This is a genomic window from Butyricicoccus sp. (genome assembly GCF_050872565.1).
In the GTDB taxonomy this organism is placed as follows: domain Bacteria; phylum Bacillota; class Clostridia; order Oscillospirales; family Butyricicoccaceae; genus Butyricicoccus_A.
This window is the reverse complement of record NZ_JBNMHC010000002.1, coordinates 1-20,917: the sequence shown is the minus strand read 5'-3', so window position 1 is coordinate 20,917 and position 20,917 is coordinate 1. Positions and strand designations below refer to the sequence as shown.

At 46.9% G+C, this 20,917-nt stretch carries 36 protein-coding genes and 1 tRNA gene; 7 read left to right on the top strand and 30 right to left on the bottom strand.

What is annotated here, in order from left to right; translation table 11 throughout:
- Positions 1-67 precede the first annotated feature (67 nt).
- The 15 genes from ACR0P9_RS00465 to ACR0P9_RS00395 are packed head-to-tail and all read right to left on the bottom strand — an operon-like array spanning position 68 to position 8,875.
- Complete coding sequence (locus ACR0P9_RS00465) at positions 68-406, bottom strand: hypothetical protein (RefSeq protein ID WP_432616886.1); 339 nt, start codon at positions 404-406, stop codon at positions 68-70.
- A gap of 29 nt (positions 407-435) precedes the next feature.
- A complete protein-coding gene (locus ACR0P9_RS00460; protein ID WP_432616885.1) occupies positions 436-810 on the bottom strand; it encodes a tail assembly chaperone in 375 nt (124 codons plus the stop codon).
- Between the two features lie 16 nt (positions 811-826).
- On the bottom strand, positions 827-1,351 hold the full coding sequence (locus ACR0P9_RS00455) for a phage major tail protein, TP901-1 family (RefSeq protein WP_432616884.1): 525 nt from the start codon (positions 1,349-1,351) through the stop codon (positions 827-829).
- Positions 1,352-1,360: 9 nt separating this feature from the next.
- Entirely contained in the window at positions 1,361-1,756 is a 396-nt protein-coding gene (locus tag ACR0P9_RS00450; RefSeq protein WP_432616883.1) for a hypothetical protein, read from the bottom strand.
- Positions 1,757-1,760: 4 nt separating this feature from the next.
- Complete coding sequence (locus tag ACR0P9_RS00445; RefSeq protein ID WP_432616882.1) at positions 1,761-2,114, bottom strand: HK97-gp10 family putative phage morphogenesis protein; 354 nt, start codon at positions 2,112-2,114, stop codon at positions 1,761-1,763.
- Positions 2,107-2,406: a hypothetical protein gene (locus ACR0P9_RS00440; protein ID WP_432616881.1), complete on the bottom strand. Its 300-nt coding sequence runs from the start codon at positions 2,404-2,406 to the stop codon at positions 2,107-2,109. The genes ACR0P9_RS00445 and ACR0P9_RS00440 overlap by 8 nt, the downstream gene beginning before the upstream one ends.
- 8 nt (positions 2,407-2,414) lie before the next feature.
- Complete coding sequence (locus ACR0P9_RS00435) at positions 2,415-2,750, bottom strand: phage head-tail connector protein (protein ID WP_432616880.1); 336 nt, start codon at positions 2,748-2,750, stop codon at positions 2,415-2,417.
- Positions 2,728-2,922 (bottom strand): hypothetical protein, encoded by a 195-nt coding sequence (locus ACR0P9_RS00430; RefSeq protein ID WP_432616879.1) that lies wholly within the window; start codon positions 2,920-2,922, stop codon positions 2,728-2,730. The genes ACR0P9_RS00435 and ACR0P9_RS00430 overlap by 23 nt, the downstream gene beginning before the upstream one ends.
- Positions 2,923-2,934: 12 nt before the next feature.
- Positions 2,935-3,849 (bottom strand): hypothetical protein, encoded by a 915-nt coding sequence (locus ACR0P9_RS00425; RefSeq protein ID WP_432616878.1) that lies wholly within the window; start codon positions 3,847-3,849, stop codon positions 2,935-2,937.
- A 15-nt stretch (positions 3,850-3,864) separates the two neighbouring features.
- Positions 3,865-4,452, bottom strand: a complete 588-nt coding sequence (locus tag ACR0P9_RS00420) for a DUF4355 domain-containing protein (protein ID WP_432616877.1) — start codon at positions 4,450-4,452, stop codon at positions 3,865-3,867.
- Positions 4,453-4,479: 27 nt separating this feature from the next.
- Positions 4,480-4,806, bottom strand: a complete 327-nt coding sequence (locus tag ACR0P9_RS00415; RefSeq protein WP_432616893.1) for a ribosomal-processing cysteine protease Prp — start codon at positions 4,804-4,806, stop codon at positions 4,480-4,482.
- Between the two features lie 53 nt (positions 4,807-4,859).
- Positions 4,860-5,810: a minor capsid protein gene (locus tag ACR0P9_RS00410; RefSeq protein ID WP_432616876.1), complete on the bottom strand. Its 951-nt coding sequence runs from the start codon at positions 5,808-5,810 to the stop codon at positions 4,860-4,862.
- Positions 5,746-7,155 (bottom strand): phage portal protein, encoded by a 1,410-nt coding sequence (locus ACR0P9_RS00405; protein WP_432616875.1) that lies wholly within the window; start codon positions 7,153-7,155, stop codon positions 5,746-5,748. The genes ACR0P9_RS00410 and ACR0P9_RS00405 overlap by 65 nt, the downstream gene beginning before the upstream one ends.
- Positions 7,155-8,396, bottom strand: a complete 1,242-nt coding sequence (locus ACR0P9_RS00400) for a PBSX family phage terminase large subunit (protein ID WP_432616874.1) — start codon at positions 8,394-8,396, stop codon at positions 7,155-7,157. Before ACR0P9_RS00400 ends, ACR0P9_RS00405 begins: the two co-directional genes overlap by 1 nt.
- Entirely contained in the window at positions 8,393-8,875 is a 483-nt protein-coding gene (locus ACR0P9_RS00395; protein WP_432616873.1) for a terminase small subunit, read from the bottom strand. Before ACR0P9_RS00395 ends, ACR0P9_RS00400 begins: the two co-directional genes overlap by 4 nt.
- A 463-nt stretch (positions 8,876-9,338) precedes the next feature.
- Here ACR0P9_RS00395 and ACR0P9_RS00390 point away from each other — a divergent pair, with 463 nt between their 5' ends.
- Positions 9,339-9,521 carry a plasmid partition protein ParG gene (locus ACR0P9_RS00390; RefSeq protein WP_432616872.1) on the top strand — a complete coding sequence of 61 codons (183 nt, stop codon included), beginning with the start codon at positions 9,339-9,341 and terminating at the stop codon, positions 9,519-9,521.
- Between the two features lie 88 nt (positions 9,522-9,609).
- Here ACR0P9_RS00390 and ACR0P9_RS00385 read toward each other — a convergent pair.
- The 15 genes from ACR0P9_RS00385 to ACR0P9_RS00315 form a co-directional block, all read right to left on the bottom strand.
- Positions 9,610-9,686, bottom strand: a tRNA-Thr gene (locus ACR0P9_RS00385).
- 187 nt (positions 9,687-9,873) lie between these two features.
- The gene (locus tag ACR0P9_RS00380; RefSeq protein ID WP_432616871.1) at positions 9,874-10,311 is read right to left on the bottom strand and encodes a hypothetical protein; all 438 of its coding nucleotides are present in this window, start codon (positions 10,309-10,311) and stop codon (positions 9,874-9,876) included.
- The gene (locus ACR0P9_RS00375; RefSeq protein WP_432616870.1) at positions 10,308-10,577 is read right to left on the bottom strand and encodes a hypothetical protein; all 270 of its coding nucleotides are present in this window, start codon (positions 10,575-10,577) and stop codon (positions 10,308-10,310) included. The genes ACR0P9_RS00380 and ACR0P9_RS00375 overlap by 4 nt, the downstream gene beginning before the upstream one ends.
- Before the next feature lie 42 nt (positions 10,578-10,619).
- Entirely contained in the window at positions 10,620-10,910 is a 291-nt protein-coding gene (locus ACR0P9_RS00370; RefSeq protein WP_432616869.1) for a hypothetical protein, read from the bottom strand.
- A gap of 120 nt (positions 10,911-11,030) precedes the next feature.
- The gene (locus ACR0P9_RS00365; RefSeq protein WP_432616868.1) at positions 11,031-11,327 is read right to left on the bottom strand and encodes a hypothetical protein; all 297 of its coding nucleotides are present in this window, start codon (positions 11,325-11,327) and stop codon (positions 11,031-11,033) included.
- Positions 11,284-12,081 carry a DUF6291 domain-containing protein gene (locus ACR0P9_RS00360; RefSeq protein WP_432616867.1) on the bottom strand — a complete coding sequence of 266 codons (798 nt, stop codon included), beginning with the start codon at positions 12,079-12,081 and terminating at the stop codon, positions 11,284-11,286. The genes ACR0P9_RS00365 and ACR0P9_RS00360 overlap by 44 nt, the downstream gene beginning before the upstream one ends.
- Before the next feature lie 51 nt (positions 12,082-12,132).
- Positions 12,133-12,864 carry a hypothetical protein gene (locus ACR0P9_RS00355; protein WP_432616866.1) on the bottom strand — a complete coding sequence of 244 codons (732 nt, stop codon included), beginning with the start codon at positions 12,862-12,864 and terminating at the stop codon, positions 12,133-12,135.
- A 16-nt stretch (positions 12,865-12,880) separates the two neighbouring features.
- The gene (locus ACR0P9_RS00350; protein WP_432616865.1) at positions 12,881-13,255 is read right to left on the bottom strand and encodes a hypothetical protein; all 375 of its coding nucleotides are present in this window, start codon (positions 13,253-13,255) and stop codon (positions 12,881-12,883) included.
- 14 nt (positions 13,256-13,269) lie between these two features.
- The gene (locus ACR0P9_RS00345; protein WP_432616864.1) at positions 13,270-13,965 is read right to left on the bottom strand and encodes an MBL fold metallo-hydrolase; all 696 of its coding nucleotides are present in this window, start codon (positions 13,963-13,965) and stop codon (positions 13,270-13,272) included.
- Positions 13,962-14,579 carry a phage replication initiation protein, NGO0469 family gene (locus tag ACR0P9_RS00340; protein ID WP_432616863.1) on the bottom strand — a complete coding sequence of 206 codons (618 nt, stop codon included), beginning with the start codon at positions 14,577-14,579 and terminating at the stop codon, positions 13,962-13,964. Before ACR0P9_RS00340 ends, ACR0P9_RS00345 begins: the two co-directional genes overlap by 4 nt.
- Complete coding sequence (locus ACR0P9_RS00335; RefSeq protein ID WP_432616862.1) at positions 14,576-16,489, bottom strand: DUF2813 domain-containing protein; 1,914 nt, start codon at positions 16,487-16,489, stop codon at positions 14,576-14,578. Before ACR0P9_RS00335 ends, ACR0P9_RS00340 begins: the two co-directional genes overlap by 4 nt.
- Before the next feature lie 108 nt (positions 16,490-16,597).
- Positions 16,598-16,801 carry a hypothetical protein gene (locus ACR0P9_RS00330; protein WP_432616861.1) on the bottom strand — a complete coding sequence of 68 codons (204 nt, stop codon included), beginning with the start codon at positions 16,799-16,801 and terminating at the stop codon, positions 16,598-16,600.
- 103 nt (positions 16,802-16,904) lie between these two features.
- Positions 16,905-17,105: a hypothetical protein gene (locus ACR0P9_RS00325; protein WP_432616860.1), complete on the bottom strand. Its 201-nt coding sequence runs from the start codon at positions 17,103-17,105 to the stop codon at positions 16,905-16,907.
- 49 nt (positions 17,106-17,154) lie between these two features.
- Positions 17,155-17,874, bottom strand: a complete 720-nt coding sequence (locus ACR0P9_RS00320) for a phage antirepressor KilAC domain-containing protein (RefSeq protein ID WP_432616859.1) — start codon at positions 17,872-17,874, stop codon at positions 17,155-17,157.
- 34 nt (positions 17,875-17,908) lie between these two features.
- Positions 17,909-18,115 (bottom strand): toxin-antitoxin system, antitoxin component, Xre family protein, encoded by a 207-nt coding sequence (locus ACR0P9_RS00315; protein ID WP_432616858.1) that lies wholly within the window; start codon positions 18,113-18,115, stop codon positions 17,909-17,911.
- A 145-nt stretch (positions 18,116-18,260) separates the two neighbouring features.
- On the opposite strand from ACR0P9_RS00315, the gene ACR0P9_RS00310 reads away from it, so the two are divergent.
- The 6 genes from ACR0P9_RS00310 to ACR0P9_RS00285 all read left to right on the top strand — a co-directional run bounded on the left by ACR0P9_RS00310 (position 18,261) and on the right by ACR0P9_RS00285 (position 20,787).
- Entirely contained in the window at positions 18,261-18,887 is a 627-nt protein-coding gene (locus ACR0P9_RS00310; protein ID WP_432616857.1) for a LexA family protein, read from the top strand.
- A 101-nt stretch (positions 18,888-18,988) separates the two neighbouring features.
- Complete coding sequence (locus ACR0P9_RS00305; RefSeq protein ID WP_432616856.1) at positions 18,989-19,306, top strand: DUF4231 domain-containing protein; 318 nt, start codon at positions 18,989-18,991, stop codon at positions 19,304-19,306.
- 27 nt (positions 19,307-19,333) lie between these two features.
- Entirely contained in the window at positions 19,334-19,555 is a 222-nt protein-coding gene (locus ACR0P9_RS00300; RefSeq protein ID WP_432616855.1) for a DUF3791 domain-containing protein, read from the top strand.
- Positions 19,555-20,061 (top strand): DUF3990 domain-containing protein, encoded by a 507-nt coding sequence (locus ACR0P9_RS00295; RefSeq protein ID WP_432616854.1) that lies wholly within the window; start codon positions 19,555-19,557, stop codon positions 20,059-20,061. The genes ACR0P9_RS00300 and ACR0P9_RS00295 overlap by 1 nt, the downstream gene beginning before the upstream one ends.
- Positions 20,058-20,288, top strand: a complete 231-nt coding sequence (locus tag ACR0P9_RS00290) for a hypothetical protein (RefSeq protein WP_432616853.1) — start codon at positions 20,058-20,060, stop codon at positions 20,286-20,288. Before ACR0P9_RS00295 ends, ACR0P9_RS00290 begins: the two co-directional genes overlap by 4 nt.
- Positions 20,289-20,430: 142 nt before the next feature.
- A complete protein-coding gene (locus tag ACR0P9_RS00285) occupies positions 20,431-20,787 on the top strand; it encodes a hypothetical protein (RefSeq protein ID WP_432616852.1) in 357 nt (118 codons plus the stop codon).
- The last annotated feature ends 130 nt before the right edge of the window (positions 20,788-20,917 follow it).

The window sequence follows — 20,917 nt, the reverse complement described above, 5'->3', positions numbered from 1 at the left end:
GGCAGAAGACGCACTTTTCATTCCAGCCGAAAAATTTTTATCATTTGCTGACAATATCGCTTGTACGCTATAGCTTTCCGCCACTATTCTTCTCCCCTTCCATTCTCAAGTGTGCTTTCAGTTTTGCAAATCGGTCTGCTTTTTTCGTCTTTCGCACATGATTGACCGCTTGTTCATAGTTAAAAAACTTCTCAAATCTACTGTATACTGGCTTAGTCTTGTTTTTTCCTACTTTTTTTGTTGCCTTAACGGCAAAATTCAGAAAGGCTTGCAAATGATTTCTGTAATCTTTATCTACCTCACGCAGCGCAGCGGCTTCCATCATGATCCGGTACTCTGGTATAGTTATGCGGTCAAACTCATCTAACGTTTTGATTCCGCAGTACCGGAAACAGTTGATAGCCATCTCCCGATACTGCTCATCCCACGTCAAACTCACATTTTCTGCTTCTGCGCTTCCACCAGCATCGCGATCTTCTGCACAGTTGTCTTTGTACAGTTCGCATTGGATAAAAAATCCAGCACGTCCTGAAACAGCTTGTCAATGTCTGTGTTTTCATCTTCGATATATGCATCCAGCGCATTTCTTGTAATGCGCGGATTACAGGTCTTGTTCGCAATATCGAGGACATCAGCGAGAGCAATTACATTGCCATCGTAGAGTTCCGCAACCTTATAGCGCAGACCGGACGGCTGTTTCACGGACGGAGCGCCGTCAACCGGAACCATCACCGTGTTGTTGATTTCCTTTACAAATCCCATTCCGAAACGAAACTGGTACACATTTCCTTCAATCGTCAGTTCAAACATTTGTCTTCCTCCTTATTTACGCGCCAGTCTTTTGTGTGTCCGCAAATGCATAGCTGGCAACTTCCTGCTGCGCCGTTGGAATAGTCACATCACCGCTCTTACCATCGCCGTTGATGCCAAACGTCAGCGATACCTCTACATAATCCTCTGCGTTGGATGTGAGTTCCAGCTCAGTCAGGTATCCCTGAAAATATCTGCCTTTGAACTTGTTATTGCCAGCCGATGCCGGTTCATCCAAATTTGCTTCCCAGATCTCCAACAGCGAATCGTTATCCAGCGCGTCCTCTAACTTTGAAATCAGCTTGTCACTTTTGGACAAAATAGATGTTGCTGTGATCTCTACCTCCGCAACGCCAGGCGTGCGAATGCTGCCGTCTTTTGTTGCTGTGCTGTCTGCATCCTTAGACTTCGTGCGGCCATTCTCTGTTGTGAACGCCAGCGCCGCGCCATTTTCTGTCTTGGCTTCACTCAAAACACGATACAGATAGACAATCTTCTTTCCCTGTACCGCCTCCGCGAACATCTGAAGATTTATTTTCATATTACCTTGTTACCTCCCACAAAACTTAAATGTTGTTTCCAGCAGCCCGTGCAACAGCGGCTGCGCCGTTGTTGTGTCCGTTAAAATGCGCTGGTTTATGCTGCGCAAATCCCATGCGAACGTGTCTGTATAATGCAATCGTCTGCACAGTGTCTTGATCTCATACAGCATAGCTGATACAGTTCCTCTCTTGTTGAGATCACCATGCCACACGTGGATTGTTTGATAAACATTTCCAAACACAGCACTCTTGTTGGCGTCATCGGTCTGCTGACTGTCTGCCAGATAAACAAAAGGATACGGCGTATTCGCTGGCGGCAACGCGCCATCATATACATCGTATCCCAGCTTTTGAATTGTTGTCAGCAGGGCTGTAAATAGTTCCTGCTGTGGATCCATTGCCATATCATCACCTTGTCAGTGTCTTCATGTCCTTTTTGAATTGTACAACCTGTTTTTCAAATGCGGGACGCACATACGGTTCCGGGGCCATAAACCGCGTTCCAAATTCAGGGTAAGGCGCATAATCTGTAGTCGGTGATACTGTTGCAGTCATGCCGCCATCAGAAATCTCCGTGTTAATGCTGCTCGCGGTATCTCCTGTAGAATATCCTCTGACAAACGCCGTCTGCGTATTGGCTTTCATAGATCTATTCATCTGATCGCCGTTTTTCTGCACAACAGCCTTCACCGCTTCCATATTCACGCGTTTTTTCAATGCCTTGTCCAGTACATCAACGCCAACCAGCTTTATATCAGCCATTTTTCTGCACCTCCGACAATACAAACGATTGCTTTGTCCTCAGCTTCCGGCTGAAATCCACTGTATAGATTTTTTCTCCGACACGGATTCGATCAAAATCCTCTGCATAATGATTCTGAATATGCGCAGTCAGGCTGCCTTGTCGGATTCCCCCGTACACAAGGCGCATTGTCTCGGTACGGGTATCCATTACGCTGGCATACCGCATGGTTTCGCTCACGTAATCATCTGCATAGTCACCGGTTTTGACGTCATATTTTCCTTGCACAAGCTGCTGAAAATAAATTGGCACATCATATCTCACAAAAATCGCACCCTTCCGCGCTTAGCCTTTTCCTGTTCTTCCTGCCATGCTTCGATGTCTGGCATAAAACCGGAAAAATCATTGTCGGCATAGGATATGCTTTCACCCTCAACTGTGTGCGATGACATACCCTCCGACCCAATACGGTTATATCGAATGACCGCCACTTCTGCAACAATGTATGCCAGCTGCTCTGGGATAGTATCTACACCGCCGAGCAGAACTCTTAGGCGCGACTGCACAGATTGTACGATTGTATCCAGCATTTCATCCTGAACGTCATCTTCTACCCCGAGCAGCGTCTTTACATTACTCCGAATTCTTTCCGTCATCCGCACTTTCCTCAGCAATCAGCGGAACGCCCTGCAAGTTCTTCTCGCTCATCAGTGCCGCAATGCGCTTCTTTGTGACCTTCACGCCGACACGTGGGTATGCATCACCAACTTCATACGGGTGATCGTTATCGTGCAAATCTGTAAAATAGCGAATAACTTTATAGCTCATTTATTTTCTCCTTTACGCGCCAGTAAGCGAAACCTTCACGACTGCAGGCTTATTGTCCGGAAGAATGAATTCTCCTGCCTTGCCGGCACCCTGAAGTGCCAAGCCATCGAAATCCTCCGATTCAATTGTTCTCGCTGTGTTAATACCGGTGAACGCCTTTGCTACGCCTTCGATGTACGCGTAACAGCATTCCTTTGCCTGGAACATAGCTGACGGGATCTCCTGAATCTGGAATCCCTTGAAGCTGACAAGACCATTCTGGTCAATGTTTACGGAACTTCCCTTGGAGCTGGTTGTTGCCGGCATGTTGACGATTGCATTGTAAAGCTTCGGATTTACCTTCATCTTTCTGACGCCAACCGTCTCGGCGTCAACAAACCACTCATCAAGGCTGTCCATCAGCGCCAGCACGTTATCCGCAGTATAGCCCGCAAGGGTTAAAGTCTTTCCGGCAGACGCAGAAATAAACTTGCTGTGTGCCGCATTAAATGCCGCTGTCTTTGCTCTCGCCTGCAGCTCCAAGCGATCAGCAACCGCCGCTTCCATGTCGTTATTTACCGTGTGCCGATCAATGCCCTCGTGGAAGACCCATTCCCAAGTGTACTTTGCCGGAGTATTGCTGTAAATAATCTCTGTTCTCTGACCGAAACGGCTGGATGCACCAGTGCCGGTGCCGAACGCCTTTGTCGCAGTCTTGTCATATGCTGCGCCGCAGACGCATGCGATGTCAGATGTCTTGACGTAAAATGCAGTCTCATTCTCCTGCACACCGTCCAAGACCTCGATATTTCCGCCAAAAAAATCCGTGAAATAAGACTGCTTGGCGAATACCGCCTGCAGCATACGCTTAAATTCCAGCTGGTAGCTGCGCGCCGAAAGGTCGTTGTTGTCACCAGCTGCAAACAGCTGAAGATTCATGTTTCTCATATGTTTACTCCTTTACTACTTATACTTTGCAATGCGCTTATCAATTTCTGACATTGCATTGCCACTGTTACGATAGGATCGCGGCGTGCTGCCGGTTGCTCGGTCAACTTCCGCAGCCTTCACCTGTGCATTGATAATCGACACAAGTTTGTCGATTCTGCCCTTTGTATCTTCGGCGTCCGCGCCAACAACAAAGTCCAAAATATCCTGTGTTGCGTCAATCTTGTGTTCTCTCAGAATGCTTGTCGCAGTGCGTCCGAGTTCAACTTTTTCTGCAGCTGCTTTCAGTTCAGCATTTTCCTTCTGCAGCTTTTCCAGCTCGTACCGCTGCTTCTGCTCTGCGTTCATCTTTGCCAGTTTTTCGGCTTCTGCCTTTGCAGACTTTACCGCAGCTTCCTGCTCCGATTTCCACTTTGCGAACTTCTTATTGACAATTGCATTCACATCTTCGTCCGAATACTTCTTTTCCGGTTCCGGCTTGTTCTGCTCGTCAACCTGTTCATCATTGTTTGCCTGATTTGCGTCAGGTGCTTCATCGTCTGCAAACATCTGCAAGCAAATCTTTCTCGGTCGGAACCGTCCATAATAGCTATCTGTGTACATCTGTTACCTCCAAAAAGTTTTTAGTCGTTATTCGTTGGACTGTGCATTCCCCTGTTTTACTGTCGTCAGGGCTTCGACCAGCTTGACGCTTCCTTGATATGATTCGGCAATATCCATGATGCCAAGCGTATACGCTTTTATAAGCAGTTTTGTTTCATCTGTTGGATGTGCAACCTTAATGTCTGCATCCCCGTTTTTCAGCGAGTATTGTGCTTGCCCATCCGGCGTTAAATCCTGTAAGGCGTGTGCTAAGCACGCAGTCAGTGCAGATACCGCCGCGCAAACAATGTCTTGCCCCTGCGGTGCACATCTCGCATGTCCGGTCACGGTGACCTGTGCAGCACTCGCCGTCACTACAATCAATTTACATCACTCCTTTGAGTATAATAAAAGGCTATTGGTTTACTTCAACGCTGTCTCTGGCGCATCTTGCGATTTTCTTCTCTCAGATACGCTTGGAACTTGGCTTCATCCCAATGCGGTGCTGTGCAGCAATGGCAGCGTGGATGCATTGGCGGTGCGTTCTTGCCCGGCATCATGTCTTTGACTTTGAATATTTTTCCGTTCAGCTTCTTGCAGGTATCACACGGGCCCCTTGCGTTTGTTGCCATGAACTCATACTCATCGTTGCAATTAGTCTCATAGGACCGCTTGGCAGCTTCCGTCTGTACGCGCCGAAGCTCCGTTGTCATCAGCCGCTCTGTATCTGTCTTTGATACATCAAACACCTTACGTAGGCTTCTGGCAAGTTCTCTTGATCCCTTGCCCTGTATCATGCCTTGCTGCAGCAATTTGGACAGCTCTGACTTCAAGATGTCTTGATACGCCCAAATTCGTTCTGAAAACGTTGCGTTGTGAAAAGATGCATTCACAATCGTTCGCGCTTTCTTCACATTGTTCTGTACGGTATCTCCCAAGATGCCCGCCAGACGCTCAAATTCTCCTATTGTGCGGTCTGTCAGTTTATCCTCGAAGTATTTCTGCATCTCATCAAATCCGCCGGTCAGTTCCATGCCGATATTCGCCTTTAACATCTCTAAGCGGTTTATTTTCATCGTCAGATTGTACAGCCGCATTTCTGCATTAGCCTGATCGCTGAAATCTCTGTTTTTTACGTATTTAGCCGCTTTTCGCTGATATTCCTCCATATCCAGCTTGGATACGCGCCGTTTCGCTTGCGCCAGCGTGATACCTTCTTTGTCGGCGTATTTAGCGTAAAAAGAATCTATCTCTTGCTGGATGCTTTCCAACATGTCTGCATAAATTTGCTCAAGCTCTTTTCGATAAGCGGCTTCATCCGTTAAGTTCTTCTTCCGCTGAGCCGCTTCTCTCTGTGCCCAATACTCCTGACTGGTCATCAGTCAAACCTCCAAACATGCGCCGATCCACGGCAGATTCTTCGCGCTGGTTCTGTTCTCTCTCCATGCGCTCAATTTCATCCTTTGGGTCTGACACAATAGATAATACTGACAGCTGCGTTTCCTTCGATACGACACCCTCCAGCTGGGCGGCGGTCTGTGCTTCTTCCTGCACATTCTTAGGCAGATTGCGAGAGGTTTGAATCTTAACATCCCGCCATGCATCCCGATCAGATACATTGGTAGACAGCGAACAGAACAGTTTGTATCGTTTTCGCAGCGACTTTTCCACTTTGCGGTCAAAACCCGCTGCCAAATTGGACATCGGCAGCAGCTTGAATGCCAGTGCCGTACCGGAAGTCGCATTTCCAAACGTTTCATCCGAAATATCAGACACCATAGATGTGCGATAAATCAACTGCTCCAATCTGTCCAGCAAATTTTCCTGTGTTCCATCCGCTGTCGGCTTTTGCAGGAACTGTACGAGAATGTCTTTCGCGTCATCTGTACCATATAAATTGATTACGCGGTTATCACGAATTTTATAGATCCCGTCCTCGTCCAATTCTGCGCCGAGCACAGCCAAATATGCTTCTGCGAACGCATCTACGTCATTTGCTTTTTCTCCAATCGTGTGATTGAACGCTTCGACCAGCCCCGCCGCTTCCTCGTACAATCCAATGCGTTCTGTATTCAGCTGCCATTCCACGACCGGAATCCTTCCGTATGGATTCTGACGTCGTTCTTTGATATTCCCGTTGTCAAACACGAGAATTTCCTCTCGCGTCATAGCTTCTCCATATCTTGTCGCACCGTTTTCGTGGTATCCATACCGAACCGCAAACAATGCGCGATTTTGAACCGTGTCATCATACACTGTGAACACTTCTTTTGGCGTACACGCCACCATTTTCGTTCGCGCATTTTCGTCCTGATACAAATATTCCCACGCATGACCATACACACAGCATTTCTTAGCCAGCTCATATTCGTGATCTGTAATTTCGTTGTCACGTTCGAACTCTTTGATTGCAGCGTCTACAGTCTCGTCCGGATGTGATTTTTTGATCGGAATGCCATAGGCAAACCCCAAAAATGTATCCGTTACATATTTGGGGAAATTTACCGCCAATCGGTTGTCCGGTTTCCAATCCGGCTTTTCCGGCTGCCGGTATACATCGTGAAATCCTTTGTACAGATTCTCTAAATATTTGTATCGCGGCATTCGATATTCATGCTTGCGAATGTATTCATCTATGACCGTCATTGTCAATCCACCTGCCGTTTCTTCCGCGCTGCACAGCAGCGGATCCGGCAATAAATATGGTCGGCGTGCCCGATTCATCAAATTCCTCCCTTAAACGTCTTTAACTGTGCCTTGCCGCGCCGCTCTCGCTCAATCGAATATCGCAGCATGGCCATGGCATCATCCATAAACGGAACCGGTTCATCTGAATATTCGCCAGTCTTTTCGTTACGCTGCCATTTCCATTGCTGAATTTCTTTGATTGTGTTTACACAACTCGGATGGATGTGGATTTTGTGCTGTTTTAGGTAATCAATTTGTGCATGTACGCTGCCCGGTTCTTTCTTTACCGGCACGGCTCGATAGCCCGCCTTTTTCCACATTTTAATTCGGTCCGGCTCTGCGCTGTCGCAGTACATGGTCAGATGTTTTTCAAACTTTCCCTCTGCGAGCTGTATAATTTCTTCGGTGTCGCGCTCAAAAATGTACAGTTCCCGGCACAAATATAGTTCTCCGTCTTTAAAACCGACTGCGCCAATGCAATCAGCGTGATTGAAACCAAAGTCCTGTGCGTTAACCATGTAGTCAAAGCGTTCTGGTTCTCGGTCAAAATCTTCAACAACATAATTTTTGAGTATAAGTCCTCCGACTTCTCCCCATTCTCCAAGTCCATAAATCTGGTATCCTTCCGGATCTACTTCTTTGCGTCGGAGCATTCGGCGATGATATGCCTCGTCAATAAAGCGATTGCCTTGATATGTTGATTGATGTGTCAGAACATCTGGATCTGTGCGGTCAAAGAACACTCTCTTAATCCAGTGATGCGCTGACACCGGATTGAACGTTAACCGGATTTGATAAAATTGCCCTGCTGGCAGTTCTCCTCGCAGGCGGTCATCAATAATTTCAAAGTCTGACTGCGTAATCTCTGTTGCTTCTTCAATCCAAACATCCGTTAGCTTGCCGCGCTTAAATGTAATAGATTTCAGCTTTTCTCGCTGTTTATCATCATTTACACCGCGGAAAATCACTTGATTATGGTTTGACTTACACTCCAGCAACATGTTTGAGCTGTTTATGTACCAGTATTTCTTGTATTGCTCTCCGAACATACGAAAAATAGCGCTCTGTAATTCCGCGAAAGTGCTATCTCTATTTGTGACGTCTGCTTTCCGAATGCACAATAGATTGCGTCCTTTGTCCTGCATCAAGCGCAAGATATAGTGTTGCGCAGTATCTACAGATTTTCCCGATCCTGCCGAACCTTTCATCACGATGTATCGCTTGCAGCTCTGATCGGCATTGCGAAAGCATGCATTTGCCTGTATTACAACGTTCATCCTGTATCGTCACCGTAGTCAATGCTGATATTCAATTCCATGTCAGCATCTATGTCTACCTTATCCGTATACAAGCCATATCGTTTGCCAAGCAGCTCTGCCGCTTTATTTAAATCACTTACCTTTGTTGGTACCCGAACCAACCGTGGTACTTCTTTCTCAATAATCACCTTTTTGCCATTCTCGTCATATCCGCTACTACGCTCTTTGCAGGTAACGACCACTGTATCCATCTCCTGCCGGCGCAAAACTCTGGTCAGCGTTTGAAGAACTTCATCCTGCTTCGCAACCAAAGTATCCTCTTTTTCTTCCAACCTCTTTTCGATGTATTCCCGAATCCGAGTATTTCCGAGTAATTTTCTTGCCGCCGCATCCGCAGAACTGTTTTTCTTGCAATTCGGATATGCTTCTCTGTAAGCCCGAGTGGCATTGCAGTCAATCAGATATTCGTCGCAAAATCGTTTCTGTTTTTCTGTCATGCCACTCACCCGCCTTTCTGAGCATAACAAAACCGCCCACGAAATCCGCAGACGGTTGAAATAATTGAATATTTTTGAACTTTTTGTTAAGAACTGCTTGACATTTAGTGCACTAAATATTATAATATATACATACTAGAAGAAAGGAGTGATGCCAGATGTCAAAACATAAAAAGAAGAAGTCCAAAGCGGCTAAGATTGATTGGTCTCAACTCTTAGCACAAGCCGCAATAGACTTCTTCATCGGTTTCTTGCTTCTGATAGCTGATAAGCTAATCAAGTAGCAGGAGAGGGCGGAGTTTTCCGCTCCGCCCTCATTGTACCATTTCGTCAAAGCGGAAGTCAAGGAGGTTTGTCTTATGTTCGCATTAAAATTTCTAGGCATTTTCTTTATCGCACTAGGTATTGTCAAGGCACTACAAGCTATTATTTTATACTACAAGCAAAGGAAGTAACTTTTATTATGCCAAACAGCAAAAATCAGTCATCTAAGAAATGTCTCGCAAACACACGTAAGCAACTGCGCGTATGGGTCGAAAACAAAAAATATGAGCAGTTTAAGCAGGCTGTAACAAAAGAAGGGACTTCTATTTATGCAGTCATCAATGCTTTTATTGATTCATATATCGCCGAAGCCGGGGAGTAATCCTCGGCTTTTTCTTTATACAGCAAAGCCGCCCCGATTGGAGCGGCTCGCCGAAAGGAGATTTAATATGTCATGACAAAAATGTCATTGGAGCTGCAGGCTGGATTTGAACCAGCGCCCCGCCGATTACAAGTCGGCTGCTCTACCAGCTGAAGCTACAGCAGCGTGTTGCCGGTCTTTCCCGGCTGTCAAGGGAGTATTCACAAAAATTCACAGGATAAGGTATAAATGCGGAGAAAAGATATGTCCAAATGACCAACATGTGAGACCAACAGTCCCTATCTGCCGCTTTTCACATTTTTGACACTATCAGTATAGCACGGATTTTCTCAAAAATCGTCTCATTTTTTTCTCATGTTTCTGTCACGCCGTATAGCAGCAGTGTAAACTTCCGCAGTGCTGCATGTTTTTTTCTGTACACCTGTGCCCTTTCTAAGCATAGCTCTTCGCAGAGCCGCTCTACACATTTATCGCGCCGTTCGATGTAAAAACTATCAAGCAACAGTCTTTCTTCATCTGACAGGGTTGTGAGGGCGCCGTTGACCCATTCCAGCCACCGTGTCGTTCTGAGCCTAACGTGCTCTAACTCTCCGCGCGCTGCAATATTATTGATTAGAGCGTCCTCTCGCCCATTCCCGCCGCCGTGTACGGCTGTGCCGTCCATAGTTGCCGATCGCACGCAGGACATTTCTGATTCCAGCAGCGCAATACGCTCTGTGACCGATTGTAGCGACTGCGCCTTCGCGCTGTAATCGTACAATTTTGATTCTGCCTCTCTGATCCAATTCATTGCGTGTTCTCCTTTGTGATACTATTCAGCGCACAAATCGTGCGATAAACCTGGTCCCTTGCTTCTACGATGTCGAAGCACTTGCGATTTCTGTCGATGTCTCCGTACACGTCGCGCAGTTGTGACGTGATCTGACGGTATGTACTGCCGACCGTATCGCCGTTTTTCCTGACCGCCGCAGTGGCAAACGGTCTGCCGTTGATTTTCAGCGTCACGCCGTAACCGCTGCTGTTCGCATGTGCGCTTAACTCAAATGTTCGATCCATGTCTCCCCTCCTTATGTATCTGATTGTTGACATGATATTTCATTAGATTTCAAAACCTATCTGTTCTGGTGGAAGTTCAACATCCGCAACGACTTCATGTGCCGACATCGCCCGCATACTTCGCATAAACATACGTGTGATTTCAGCGTTCAGCAGCATATCAGGGACTTCGGCTTCGATTAAGCCCCACCCCATTTCTGGCTGTCCATTTTTCTTTAGAGTGCCGTTATAGTTGATGTTCTTGTCAATCAGCGTAACTTTTCCAGCAACCACGTCATGTCGCACATGATACGGTTGATTATCTGCGCCATCCCCGATGATCCACCGATGCACATATCGTCCGTTCCTGCGCGCAGTAATATTCAAACGGACGATTCAGGCGTAACTTTTGCTACATCCAGTAAATTCATTGTCTTGTCCTCCTTCCGCCTCATTGTTTTTCTTTTGTCATCACTATTCCTCGCTTGCCAGTTCTGCAATAATGCCTCGTTCAATCTCAAACGCGGCGCAGCAGTTTTCCACATCCAGGCCGCAGCTTTCATTGCTGACAACACGCTGCACCAGCCGGATAACGTCAAATGCGGTGTACACTCGTCCCGCATTTTGATTTTTGATAGCTGTGCCGATAAGCTCGCACGCAGTCTCTAGTGCAGCAATGTCATCTGCGAAAATTCCAAAATCATCGTCTTTAAAACTTCTTCTGTCCTCAATTAGCGACAGTAGCTGTCTCCGAGTATCCTCCAATGTCATATTCATCGCCCTCCTGTTCCTTTGTCATTGCCCTGTATTCTGCTAGCCACTCCTCTTCCCACGGCTCCAGCGGTGCATCATCGGAAATCACAACCGGACGCACGTTACTTGGCACACCATCTGCCGCCCAGCGGCGCAGGATATTTGTCGCATATCCCTCCGGTACCCTTGCTCCGACACTTTTATCTATCGCTGCGCATATGTACCTTACGGACAGTGCTGTCTGTTTTGCTGACCGAATAAATTCCTTTGATGGCTCTCTGCCGACCTTTTCGATAAAGTAATTTCTGATTTCAGCATCAGTATCAGAACCAGTGTCAGTGTGCGCACTCTGGCTGCGCTCTTCTCCTTCTGTTTCTGCTTCTACTTCATCTTCTACTTCTTTCTTCTCTCTTCTGCTTCTATCTTCTGTTTCGGCATTTTTGCTATCGTTTGGCATACGACCGGATGCGTTTGGCATAACTGGAATGCCATTTGGCATGTCATCTTTTTTGCCCCAACGTGCAGCAGCCCCTTTTTTAGCTGCTTCTTGTCTTTTCCGACAAGTCTCTTCGTATTTTTCCAGTGATGTGTCTATCCCTTCGCGGAAAACCTCAAACGCAAAACCAACGAGACCATCAAGTTCAGGGATGTTTCCGTCCGCCGCATAGCCGAACAGGGCTGTGAGCAGCTCGCCGCGCTGCTCCATTGACAGGTATTTCAGCTTGTCCTTGTCCTTGAAGAACAGCGGAAAGAAAGGTCTCTTGCTGCTCACTACTTGCTCCTTTCTGCCGAGGGATTTCTCCCCCGGCAAGATACTTCTTTGTTATGCGAGAATAATAACGTCATCGCGCAGTTCCTGCGGAATCTCACGCTCAAAATACGCTTTGATGTTCCGAATGGCGGCATTCTTCCACGCGTTTCCGTCAGCTTCAAACAGTGCAGCGCTCGCGCCGTCATCGCCGCCCTTCAGTCGGAACACGAAGCGCCGCATTGGCTGTTCCGCATCGCTGAATGTGCACAGCGGTGCTAACTGTACCGGATTTGGAATTGCCACCTGAGACGCAGTCAAGATGCCGGTCTTCGCCGTGACCGTCTGCGTAGTGCCGTCATCGCTCTGCGTCACAGAGTTGGTGTCTGTGATGTGGGAAACCAGCTTCACAAGCTCTCTCGTGGTATCGTCCTGCAAGAAATATGCCTGTACGGCAACGATAAAATTCTCGACACTCATATAGCGCCCGAACGGGAATGTAGCTGTATCATCCTTCGCAACAATCAAAACCTCTCGGTTCTTGTCATTGTTCAGTTCATGATTCAAACTAACACTGTTGAAATCCTCGATGTGGATCACATAGCGATTGTCGATGTCTTCAACGGCATCATCCATGCCATTTGCGACATAATCAACGACAGATGACAAGGTATGTGTCACCATGAACGAAGCCATGCGCTCGCGGGGCACATAGTGCAGTGCCTTATCCGCATACGAATCGCCGTGCACATTAACAATGTTCGGCTGCGCCATCTCTACGATTTTCTCGATTGCTTCCTTCAACATAATTGCTACCTCCTAATTACGCTCTCGCCTTGATCGGCGTTACATTGCTTGTATCATCCAGCCGCATCTGTCCCGGCGTCACCTTTGGCCGCTCTACAGCTGCCACACTGCCGGAATCATAGCCAATGTCAAGCACGGTTTCCTGCGGCTTAACCGGTGCTAACTTACTGTCTACCTGCACGCGGACATTGACGGCATCGCGATTGTCATCGCTGGTCAGTGTGAATTTAACTGAAATGCTGCGCGCTTTTTTCGGATCTGTGTTTACATCCTTCAGGTTGTCTAAGACGCGCTGCAAATCGCGGTCGGCAAGCTCTTTGATGCCGCCTTCCATCAGGTCGAGCAGACTGCGCTTCTCCGTTTCGCCCGTTTTCGTGTTGATTTTGAACATGATGTTTTCTCCTTTCATTCTGCGCAAATGTGAATATTGATACCGGGAAATTCCCGTTCAAATCGATCTAAAAACCGTCCGGCATCGCCGCTGCTGGATGACATATGAAGCAAATAAATGGTTCGCACATTGCGCAAGTCCAGCTTGTGCAGGTATTTGATTGCCGTTTCAATTTCCATGTGCGAGCGGCGAATACGCTCTTTTACTTTGTCCGGCAGCCGCGAAAGCCTGCCCAGAAGTTCATCCGCATAGTTGCATTCAATCGCAACCTGTGTCAGGCCAGACCACCGCACATTCAGGTTCACAGTATCTACAGCAAACAACAACCTCTCTTTTGTGTTCGCGTCTTCGATGGCATAGCCAAAGGGCTGTGCAGTATTGTGGTATGTATCAAATGCAGTGATTTTCAGTGTGCCAATCTCGACAGATTCATGCGAATCTATGATATTTGCATCTTCCAAATCCAGTGCAATCGCAGTTCCTTCCGACATATATGCCGGTACACCTACGTCACACAGTTTTTTCGCGCATTTTGCGTGATCCATGTGTTCGTGCGTGATGAAGACCGCATTAAGGCTGCTGATTTGCACCGGACTGCGCCGCCGAAGTTCCTTCATGGACAGCCCCGCTTCCAGCAGGATTGTTGTACTGCCGGAAGAGACAAGATAAGCGTTTCCCTTGCTTGAGCTCGCCAATGAGATAAATGTCATATCGGGCACTCCTCATCGTCAGTCGGTTCGGCTTCTGTTTCGGCACGTTCTTCGAGATTGTCCTCCGGCGGATTTTCTGCAAACTGCGTAGATTTCCGGATTTTGTTCCGAATCCACTCAGGCAGCTTCTCAAACACGTCCTCGTTGCGGTCGTCAATATCATACGCGAGTAACTCCTGCTCTGTCGTCGGTGCTGGGACGCCCTTAGGGACAGCGGTGATGTTCGTGATATTGTTGTAAGCTCCGCTGTCGGTTTCTTTTACGATGACCGTCAGCATACACGGCTGCCCCAGCATAGATTCAATGTCGAAATTCTCCAGCTCCTCATCTGTGAAATCTCGTGATCTCCACGACACTAAGTGCTGATGCAGCTTCGCTTTTTCGCCAAGGCTTGCTGTGTATTCATTTGACAGCCAGCGCGGTTTGGATTCTCCGTCCACATCTACGGTTTCTCCGGTGATCTCGAACAGCAGAATTAGTTTGTCTTCGTACTTCTTGTAGTGCTGGTTATACTGTTCGCCAACATCGATAGTTCCGATGCAGATCCCCATATATGTACCTCCATCCAGCGGCGGTACAGCAATACGCTTTTTTCTTTTGAGCTTCAGGCTCATACTTCGCACCTCAATTCTTCATCGTTTTCGGACACAACAAGCCGGATGACCTGCGTGTCTACGTTGTATAAATTTGTCACGCTTTCTGCATTATCTACAAAAAGCGGTACATGCACATTGTAAAAATCAGACAGCGTTTCGATGCAGTCCAAACCGGCATTGATCTGCATTGCGCTGTTCAGATCGTTGTACGGCACACCATTGACAATTGCATCACAGCAATCCTGCAAGCTGCCGTTGATTGCCTCTGTGAACAGCCGGAACGTTACCAGTCTGAATTTTTCGTTAACAGCATCGGAAACGCGCTCGACTTTTTGCTGCACGAACTGTTCACACAGTTCCAACATAGCATCGACATGTTCGATAAATGCAGCTTTTGCATGACGCTCGTCTTCTAGTTCCGCAATTCGGGATTCAATACCCTTGCGAAGCTGCACCTGCGATGCGATTGTGTCCTGCTCCGCTTTCTGCTGCTCTGCGTCACAAATCTGCGCACGCAGTTTATCTTTTTCTGCGCTCATATGTTCGTCCCATGCTGTCAATTCGCCCTTCAGCGCAGTGATTCTCTGTTGAATCTCCGTGCACCGTGCTTCGTAGTCCGGCAAATCCTCGATATGTACCGGTTTCGGCGCCTTCATCTCCGAAAACTGTGCAACCCTTGTCTCGATCTGTGCCGCGATCTTGCACAAACGGTCATCCAGTTCGGCGATTCGCTCGCTGTTGCTTTTAGCCTGGTCTTTGATAATCTGACTGTCTGCGACAAGCGCATCCTGTGTAGCCTTCTTGTCCGCATCAAACTTTCTATGCGCTGCTGCATCCATGTCCGGCGGAAGTGGCTGACCGCACGTAGTACAAATGCCTGGCTTGTACACTTTTTTATGCTCTACCGACCAGCGCTTCCGGTAGTCTGCCAGTCGCGCGTCTGACATTTCGTTCGCTGCTTTCAAGCGTTCAATTTCCGATTCAGCAGCAGCTTTTTCGCGCAGCAAGCGTTCAATTTCCTGCTGCACTGCCGGCCGTTCGTCAATAACCGGTACATCCTGACTGCGCCGGTGCATTTCGTTTTCGGCGTTTAACTCATGCAGTTTCAACTCCTGCTCGCGGATTTCATTGCGCTTCGCGTTGCGTGCTTCTGCATTGTCCATCGCCGCAAGTTGTCCGCGCAGGTCTGAGAGCTGCCTTTCCAGCGCGTCACGCGCCGCAGAATCGAATGACACAGGCAGGGTGTCCAGTTGCCCTTCGCACTCATCAATACGCGCTGGCAGCAGATTCAGTGCGCCGTTCGCGTCCTTGCGCTGCTTGTTCAGCATTGCGCGGTAATCATCTACGCTGCGCCCGTCCAGCTCGCCACGCAGCTCTGTGAACGCCGGGTCTGCAAGCAAAACATCGTCCGATACAATGCCAGCCAGATCAAACAGCACCTTACGCCGATCCTGCCAGCGCACATCTTTGCAAAACCGGTGTGCGCTGGTCAACATACGAAACACATCCTCATCGACCAGCTCAGACACGCGGGTTTTATAGTCTTTCTCTTTCGTCGGCACATCATTGATATAGTGATCTACCGTATTTCCTGCATAACGTTCTGTGCCGCCACGGTGTTTCTCCCATTTCTCACGCAGCTGTTTCCGCAGCGTGATTTGTGCGCCGTCAATATCCAGCTCGCCGGTAACTGTCGGCATGATGCCGGCATATGTATTGCCGCTTGCATCCAGCGGCTTGACAGAGAACTTTGTGTTCCCATGGCTGTCTTTGCCGAACAGCAGCCAGGTCAGCGCGTCATACACCGTTGTTTTGCCGGTTGCGTTGTTTCCGTAGATTGACGCGCTGCGTCCGTTCAGGTTCAACGTCAGCTGCCGGATGCCTTTGAAATTCTCAATTTCAAGGCGATTGAGCCTAATTGTTTTCATTTGACATTCCTCCGTATACCTGTTACACTAAATATACACAGTTATCCATGTATGCTGTGTATGCTTTGCGCCTAGTTGCGGCTCCCTGCCGCACTGGGTGCTTTTCTTTTATCTTGCGCTCTCTTTCATCCACGAATTATCCTTGTAGATGTCTCCGCAAAACCCGCGCTGCGTCTGTTGTACAGTGCAAGTCACGCCCCGCTTTGTGCGGTGCTTTTTTTTGCTGTCTTTTTTGTCGCAGTACGCAACAAACATGTACTGAACCGCAGTAACAAATGCTGCGCCAACTGCCATTCCTGTTAAAAACATCATAAAATACCTCCTAGCCTTGCCAGCACAGCGATGCCCGCCATGGCAACGACATAATAAACTACCATTGTGACTGCTGTGGCAATTGCCACGGCTGCAATATCTTTCATATCTCTGCTTCCTTTACCATCTCTTCTAACTCAGGGGGCATCATGATGTCGCACTTCACACTTCCCGTGTACGGCCCGACAAATTTTCCGTCATCAGTAAAGGCATATACTGTGCCGTTTTTGCTTTTAAACAGCCACCTGATCGCATCGGGATTGCTCCGGCGGGCAATCTCCAAAATCCGTGTGTATACGTTCATGAAAGCACCTCCTTCTTCATCTTATTGTGTGGACAAGGCGTGAATTCTTTCAAATCCCCTCGCATAGCAGCCGGAAGGTTTCTCTTCCTTTTGGCGTCACCAATGTCTGTGTGCTGGAGAAGCTGGTCTTCTCGTTTACGAACTCTTTGACCTCGAACAAACCCTTGTTCTTCGCCTCATACGGATTCAGCTTGCCGGACTTGTCCCGGTATAAATACTTATGATCCACAAGCCAAGTCGTGAAAGTGCGCGGCTTAATGCCGAGCTGCTTTGCTGTGTCGCGGAAGTTTGTCAGCAGATTGCGGTCAACCAGCTGGTCGAAATAATCCGCCTTTGGCTGCATGACCTGATTTCTTACGGTCAGATCACTATTCGCCGCCTGTAATGCAAGGTTCTCACCTCTCAGCTTTTCCACCCGGCTGTTCGCAATCTGCAACGCTCTCTGCATGATCGCGTCCGGACTGTTCCACTGCTCCTCAACCTGAATGAAATACTGTCGGCATTCCTTGCCGCGTTCTGTACGCTGCAACATGCAAATCTCTTTCGCCATCGGAATGGTTAACTGGTGGTCGGTTCTTCTTCTCCCAGCTTTGCCATCGTCCCTAACGCTCAAAATTGAGCAATAGTCAGATTCTTCAGAAAAACCGTATTCGCACATGCGAGCGAACCAGGTATCGTATCTGGTCTCCACCCCGAGCATGTCGTGCTGGTCTCTTCCCAACACTGTCGGGCGGTCGCTGCTGTAGTTGATGTTGATGATCTCGTTCATTTGTTCTCCTTTCTTTTCGTGAATTTAATTCACCTTATTTTGCAAAAAAAATTCTGTCACGCTCTTCATCAGATAAATTGAGCAATTGCGAACACTTCGCAATTTCAGATGCCTTGAACTCTGTCGCATTATTGAGCTTTTTATAAAACCCTTCTCGCGTGATTCCTAACTTTTCTGCTAAAAAAGTAATCGAAATTCCACAAGATGCAATACGTTTTCTGAGTTCTTCTGTATTTGTCACCAAACCACCTCCATGTCTTTAGTGTGAATTTAATTCACTGACGTGAGTATATCACCTATGTGAATTTCTGTCAACATATTTTTACAAATTTGTTGATTTTTTTTCACATCCATGTTATGATGTCATCATCAAGGAGGTGACATTTATGAAACTGTATGAAAATATTAAGCTCAGGAGAAAAGAGTTAAATCTTTCGCAAGGCGAACTTGCAAAATTAACCGGATATACAGATAGAACATCTATATCGAAGATTGAATCGGGAAAAGTAGACCTGCCTCAATCTAAAATCCGTATATTTGCGGAAGCCCTTCATACTACGGAAGGCGAATTGATGGGAACAACAGAACCCCCGCTCCCCTCCGATGCGATCTCTTATGCACCGACGCAGCGTATACCGATTCTGGGTAGGATTTCCGCGGGCTTGCCGCTATATGCTGAGGAGCAGATAGAAGGCTACACATACACAGACTTAAATCATGGCGGCGAATATTTTGCTTTGCGAGTGCATGGTGACAGTATGGACGCCTTGGGCATCAAAGAAGGGTATCTGGTTATTGTCAGACGGCAGGATTATGTAGATAACGGTACCATCTGTGTAGTTCTGATCGGTGATAATGAAGCAACTATGAAGCGCTTCTATCAGGACGGCGATACTGTCACTCTCATGCCGCAGTCAACAAATCCCAAGCATATGCCGCAGATTTATAATTTGAAGCATACGCCGATCCATATTATCGGCAAGGTTGTAAAAGTTGAATTCACGTTGGATTGATTGGTAGGGCAAACGAATCGCACCTCACATGGGTGTGTGAATTGAAATGAAATAAAAAAATCCCGCCGACAAATGTCAGCGGGAAAAGGAAATCAAAACATATGATAGACATTGAACAGTATAGGGAACGGCGTTTGAAGCCACAAATAGATTACTACGATAAAAAATCCATACAAAATCAGAAAAGATTTTATCTTTTTTCAGTCATTGATTTAACGTTAACAGCGCTTGTTCCAGTAGCTTCACTTAGTTCGCATAACGGTGTTGCAGCCTTGCTAGGTGCCGGTATTCTGACCATCACAGACAGACACATGGAACAGTTCAATACATTGTTGCTGCAGTATTACAACACCGGCAGCAGCGCAGACTTGAAAGAATTCCTGTATCAGCACACGATTCAGGGAATCGAAATGCAGTAAGCAAGTTGAATCTGAAAGGAGGCTATTATGTTTTTCTTCCCCAAAAAGCAGTCAGATTATGCAGTCAGCTGCGTGAGCGAATTTGCCGCACGGCATGGCATGACACAGAAAGAAGCCTTTCGTTTTTTGTATAAGTACGGAGCTATTGCCTTCTTAAAAGAAGATTATGAAATTGAACACACATTGTCTTATGATGATGTTATGGATGACATGTTAGCCATTTGTCAGCGAAACGGAGGTATTTTGTAATGCTTCTATATCACGGCAGTAACTTAGATATTCAAAATATCAACCTCGCTATGTGCCGCCCGTACAAGGATTTTGGAACAGGATATTACCTGACCGATCTTCAAACGCAAGCAGAAAATATGGCAAAGCGTGTTGCTCGTATTCACGGCGGAACACCGATTGTAAATGTTTATGAAATCAATGATTCTTTTCTCGATTCAACAGAACTCAGAATTAAGAACTTCGGTCGCTATGTATCGCCGGAATGGGCAGTATTCGTTATGAATAATCGCAGCCGCACTTTTACAGACTATCAAAATTCCGCATGTAATCTGGATAATAAATATGATATTGTTGCTGGTCCGGTCGCAGACGATAGTATGGCTATGCTGTTTCGTCAATTTCAAAATGGTCTGATTGATTTTGATATGCTCACAAAAGGCATGACTTACAAGAAATTGACCAGTCAATATTCTTTCCATACACCGAGAGCGTTACAGCTTTTACAGAAAGTTGGTGTCTTATGAGCAAACAAGAACAGTTGATTGAATTTACCATTCAGGATATTATTCATTATCTTGCAACCGATCTTCATATTGAATACGATGATGCAATGAATATCTTTTACAATTCAGAAACCTTTGACAAATTACAGGATACAGAGACCGGTTTATATCTGGAAAGCTCCGCTTATGTATACGGCTTGCTTCAAGATGAACGCAATTTCGGTCATCTTATCCAAACAGAGATATAAGAACAACGGAGATATAAAAAAATCCCGCCCCAGTGCGCCAACACCGGAACGGGACAGGGCTGAAAAAACTTTGACAGGTTACATTTCAGCCCTTTTATTTTACTACATTCAAACGAAAAAGTAAATAAGAGGAATTGCTGTTATGACGTACAAATATAGACAAACATTTGTGGTTGGGCGCAAACCGGACGGTAAGCCGATCCGCAAGGAGATTCGCAGTAACAACAAGAAGGAATTTGACGCGAAGGTTCGGTATTATCGTAACTTATATGCAAAAGGCGTACAAATCGTCGGTAAAAGCCTAACCGTTGAGCAATGGGCATACTTGTGGCTAGAACGCTATAAGAAATCCGCAGTTGGTGTATCGCAGCTAAAAAATTATGAAACTCTGATTCGCCTGCACATCTGTCCAGTCATCGGACATATGGACGTGAAAGATGTTAAGCCGTTCCATATCCAAGAAGTGCTCGAGCGCAGCCCCAGCCGTTCCTGGTGCTAGAATATAAATAGTACAAGCCAAAATGAGAAATTCCAAATACACATAAGCATGGTACAATAGAGACATGCTGAAGGAGGATCTCATATGGCAAAGCACTATGATAAACAGTTTAAAATTGATGCGGTTCAGT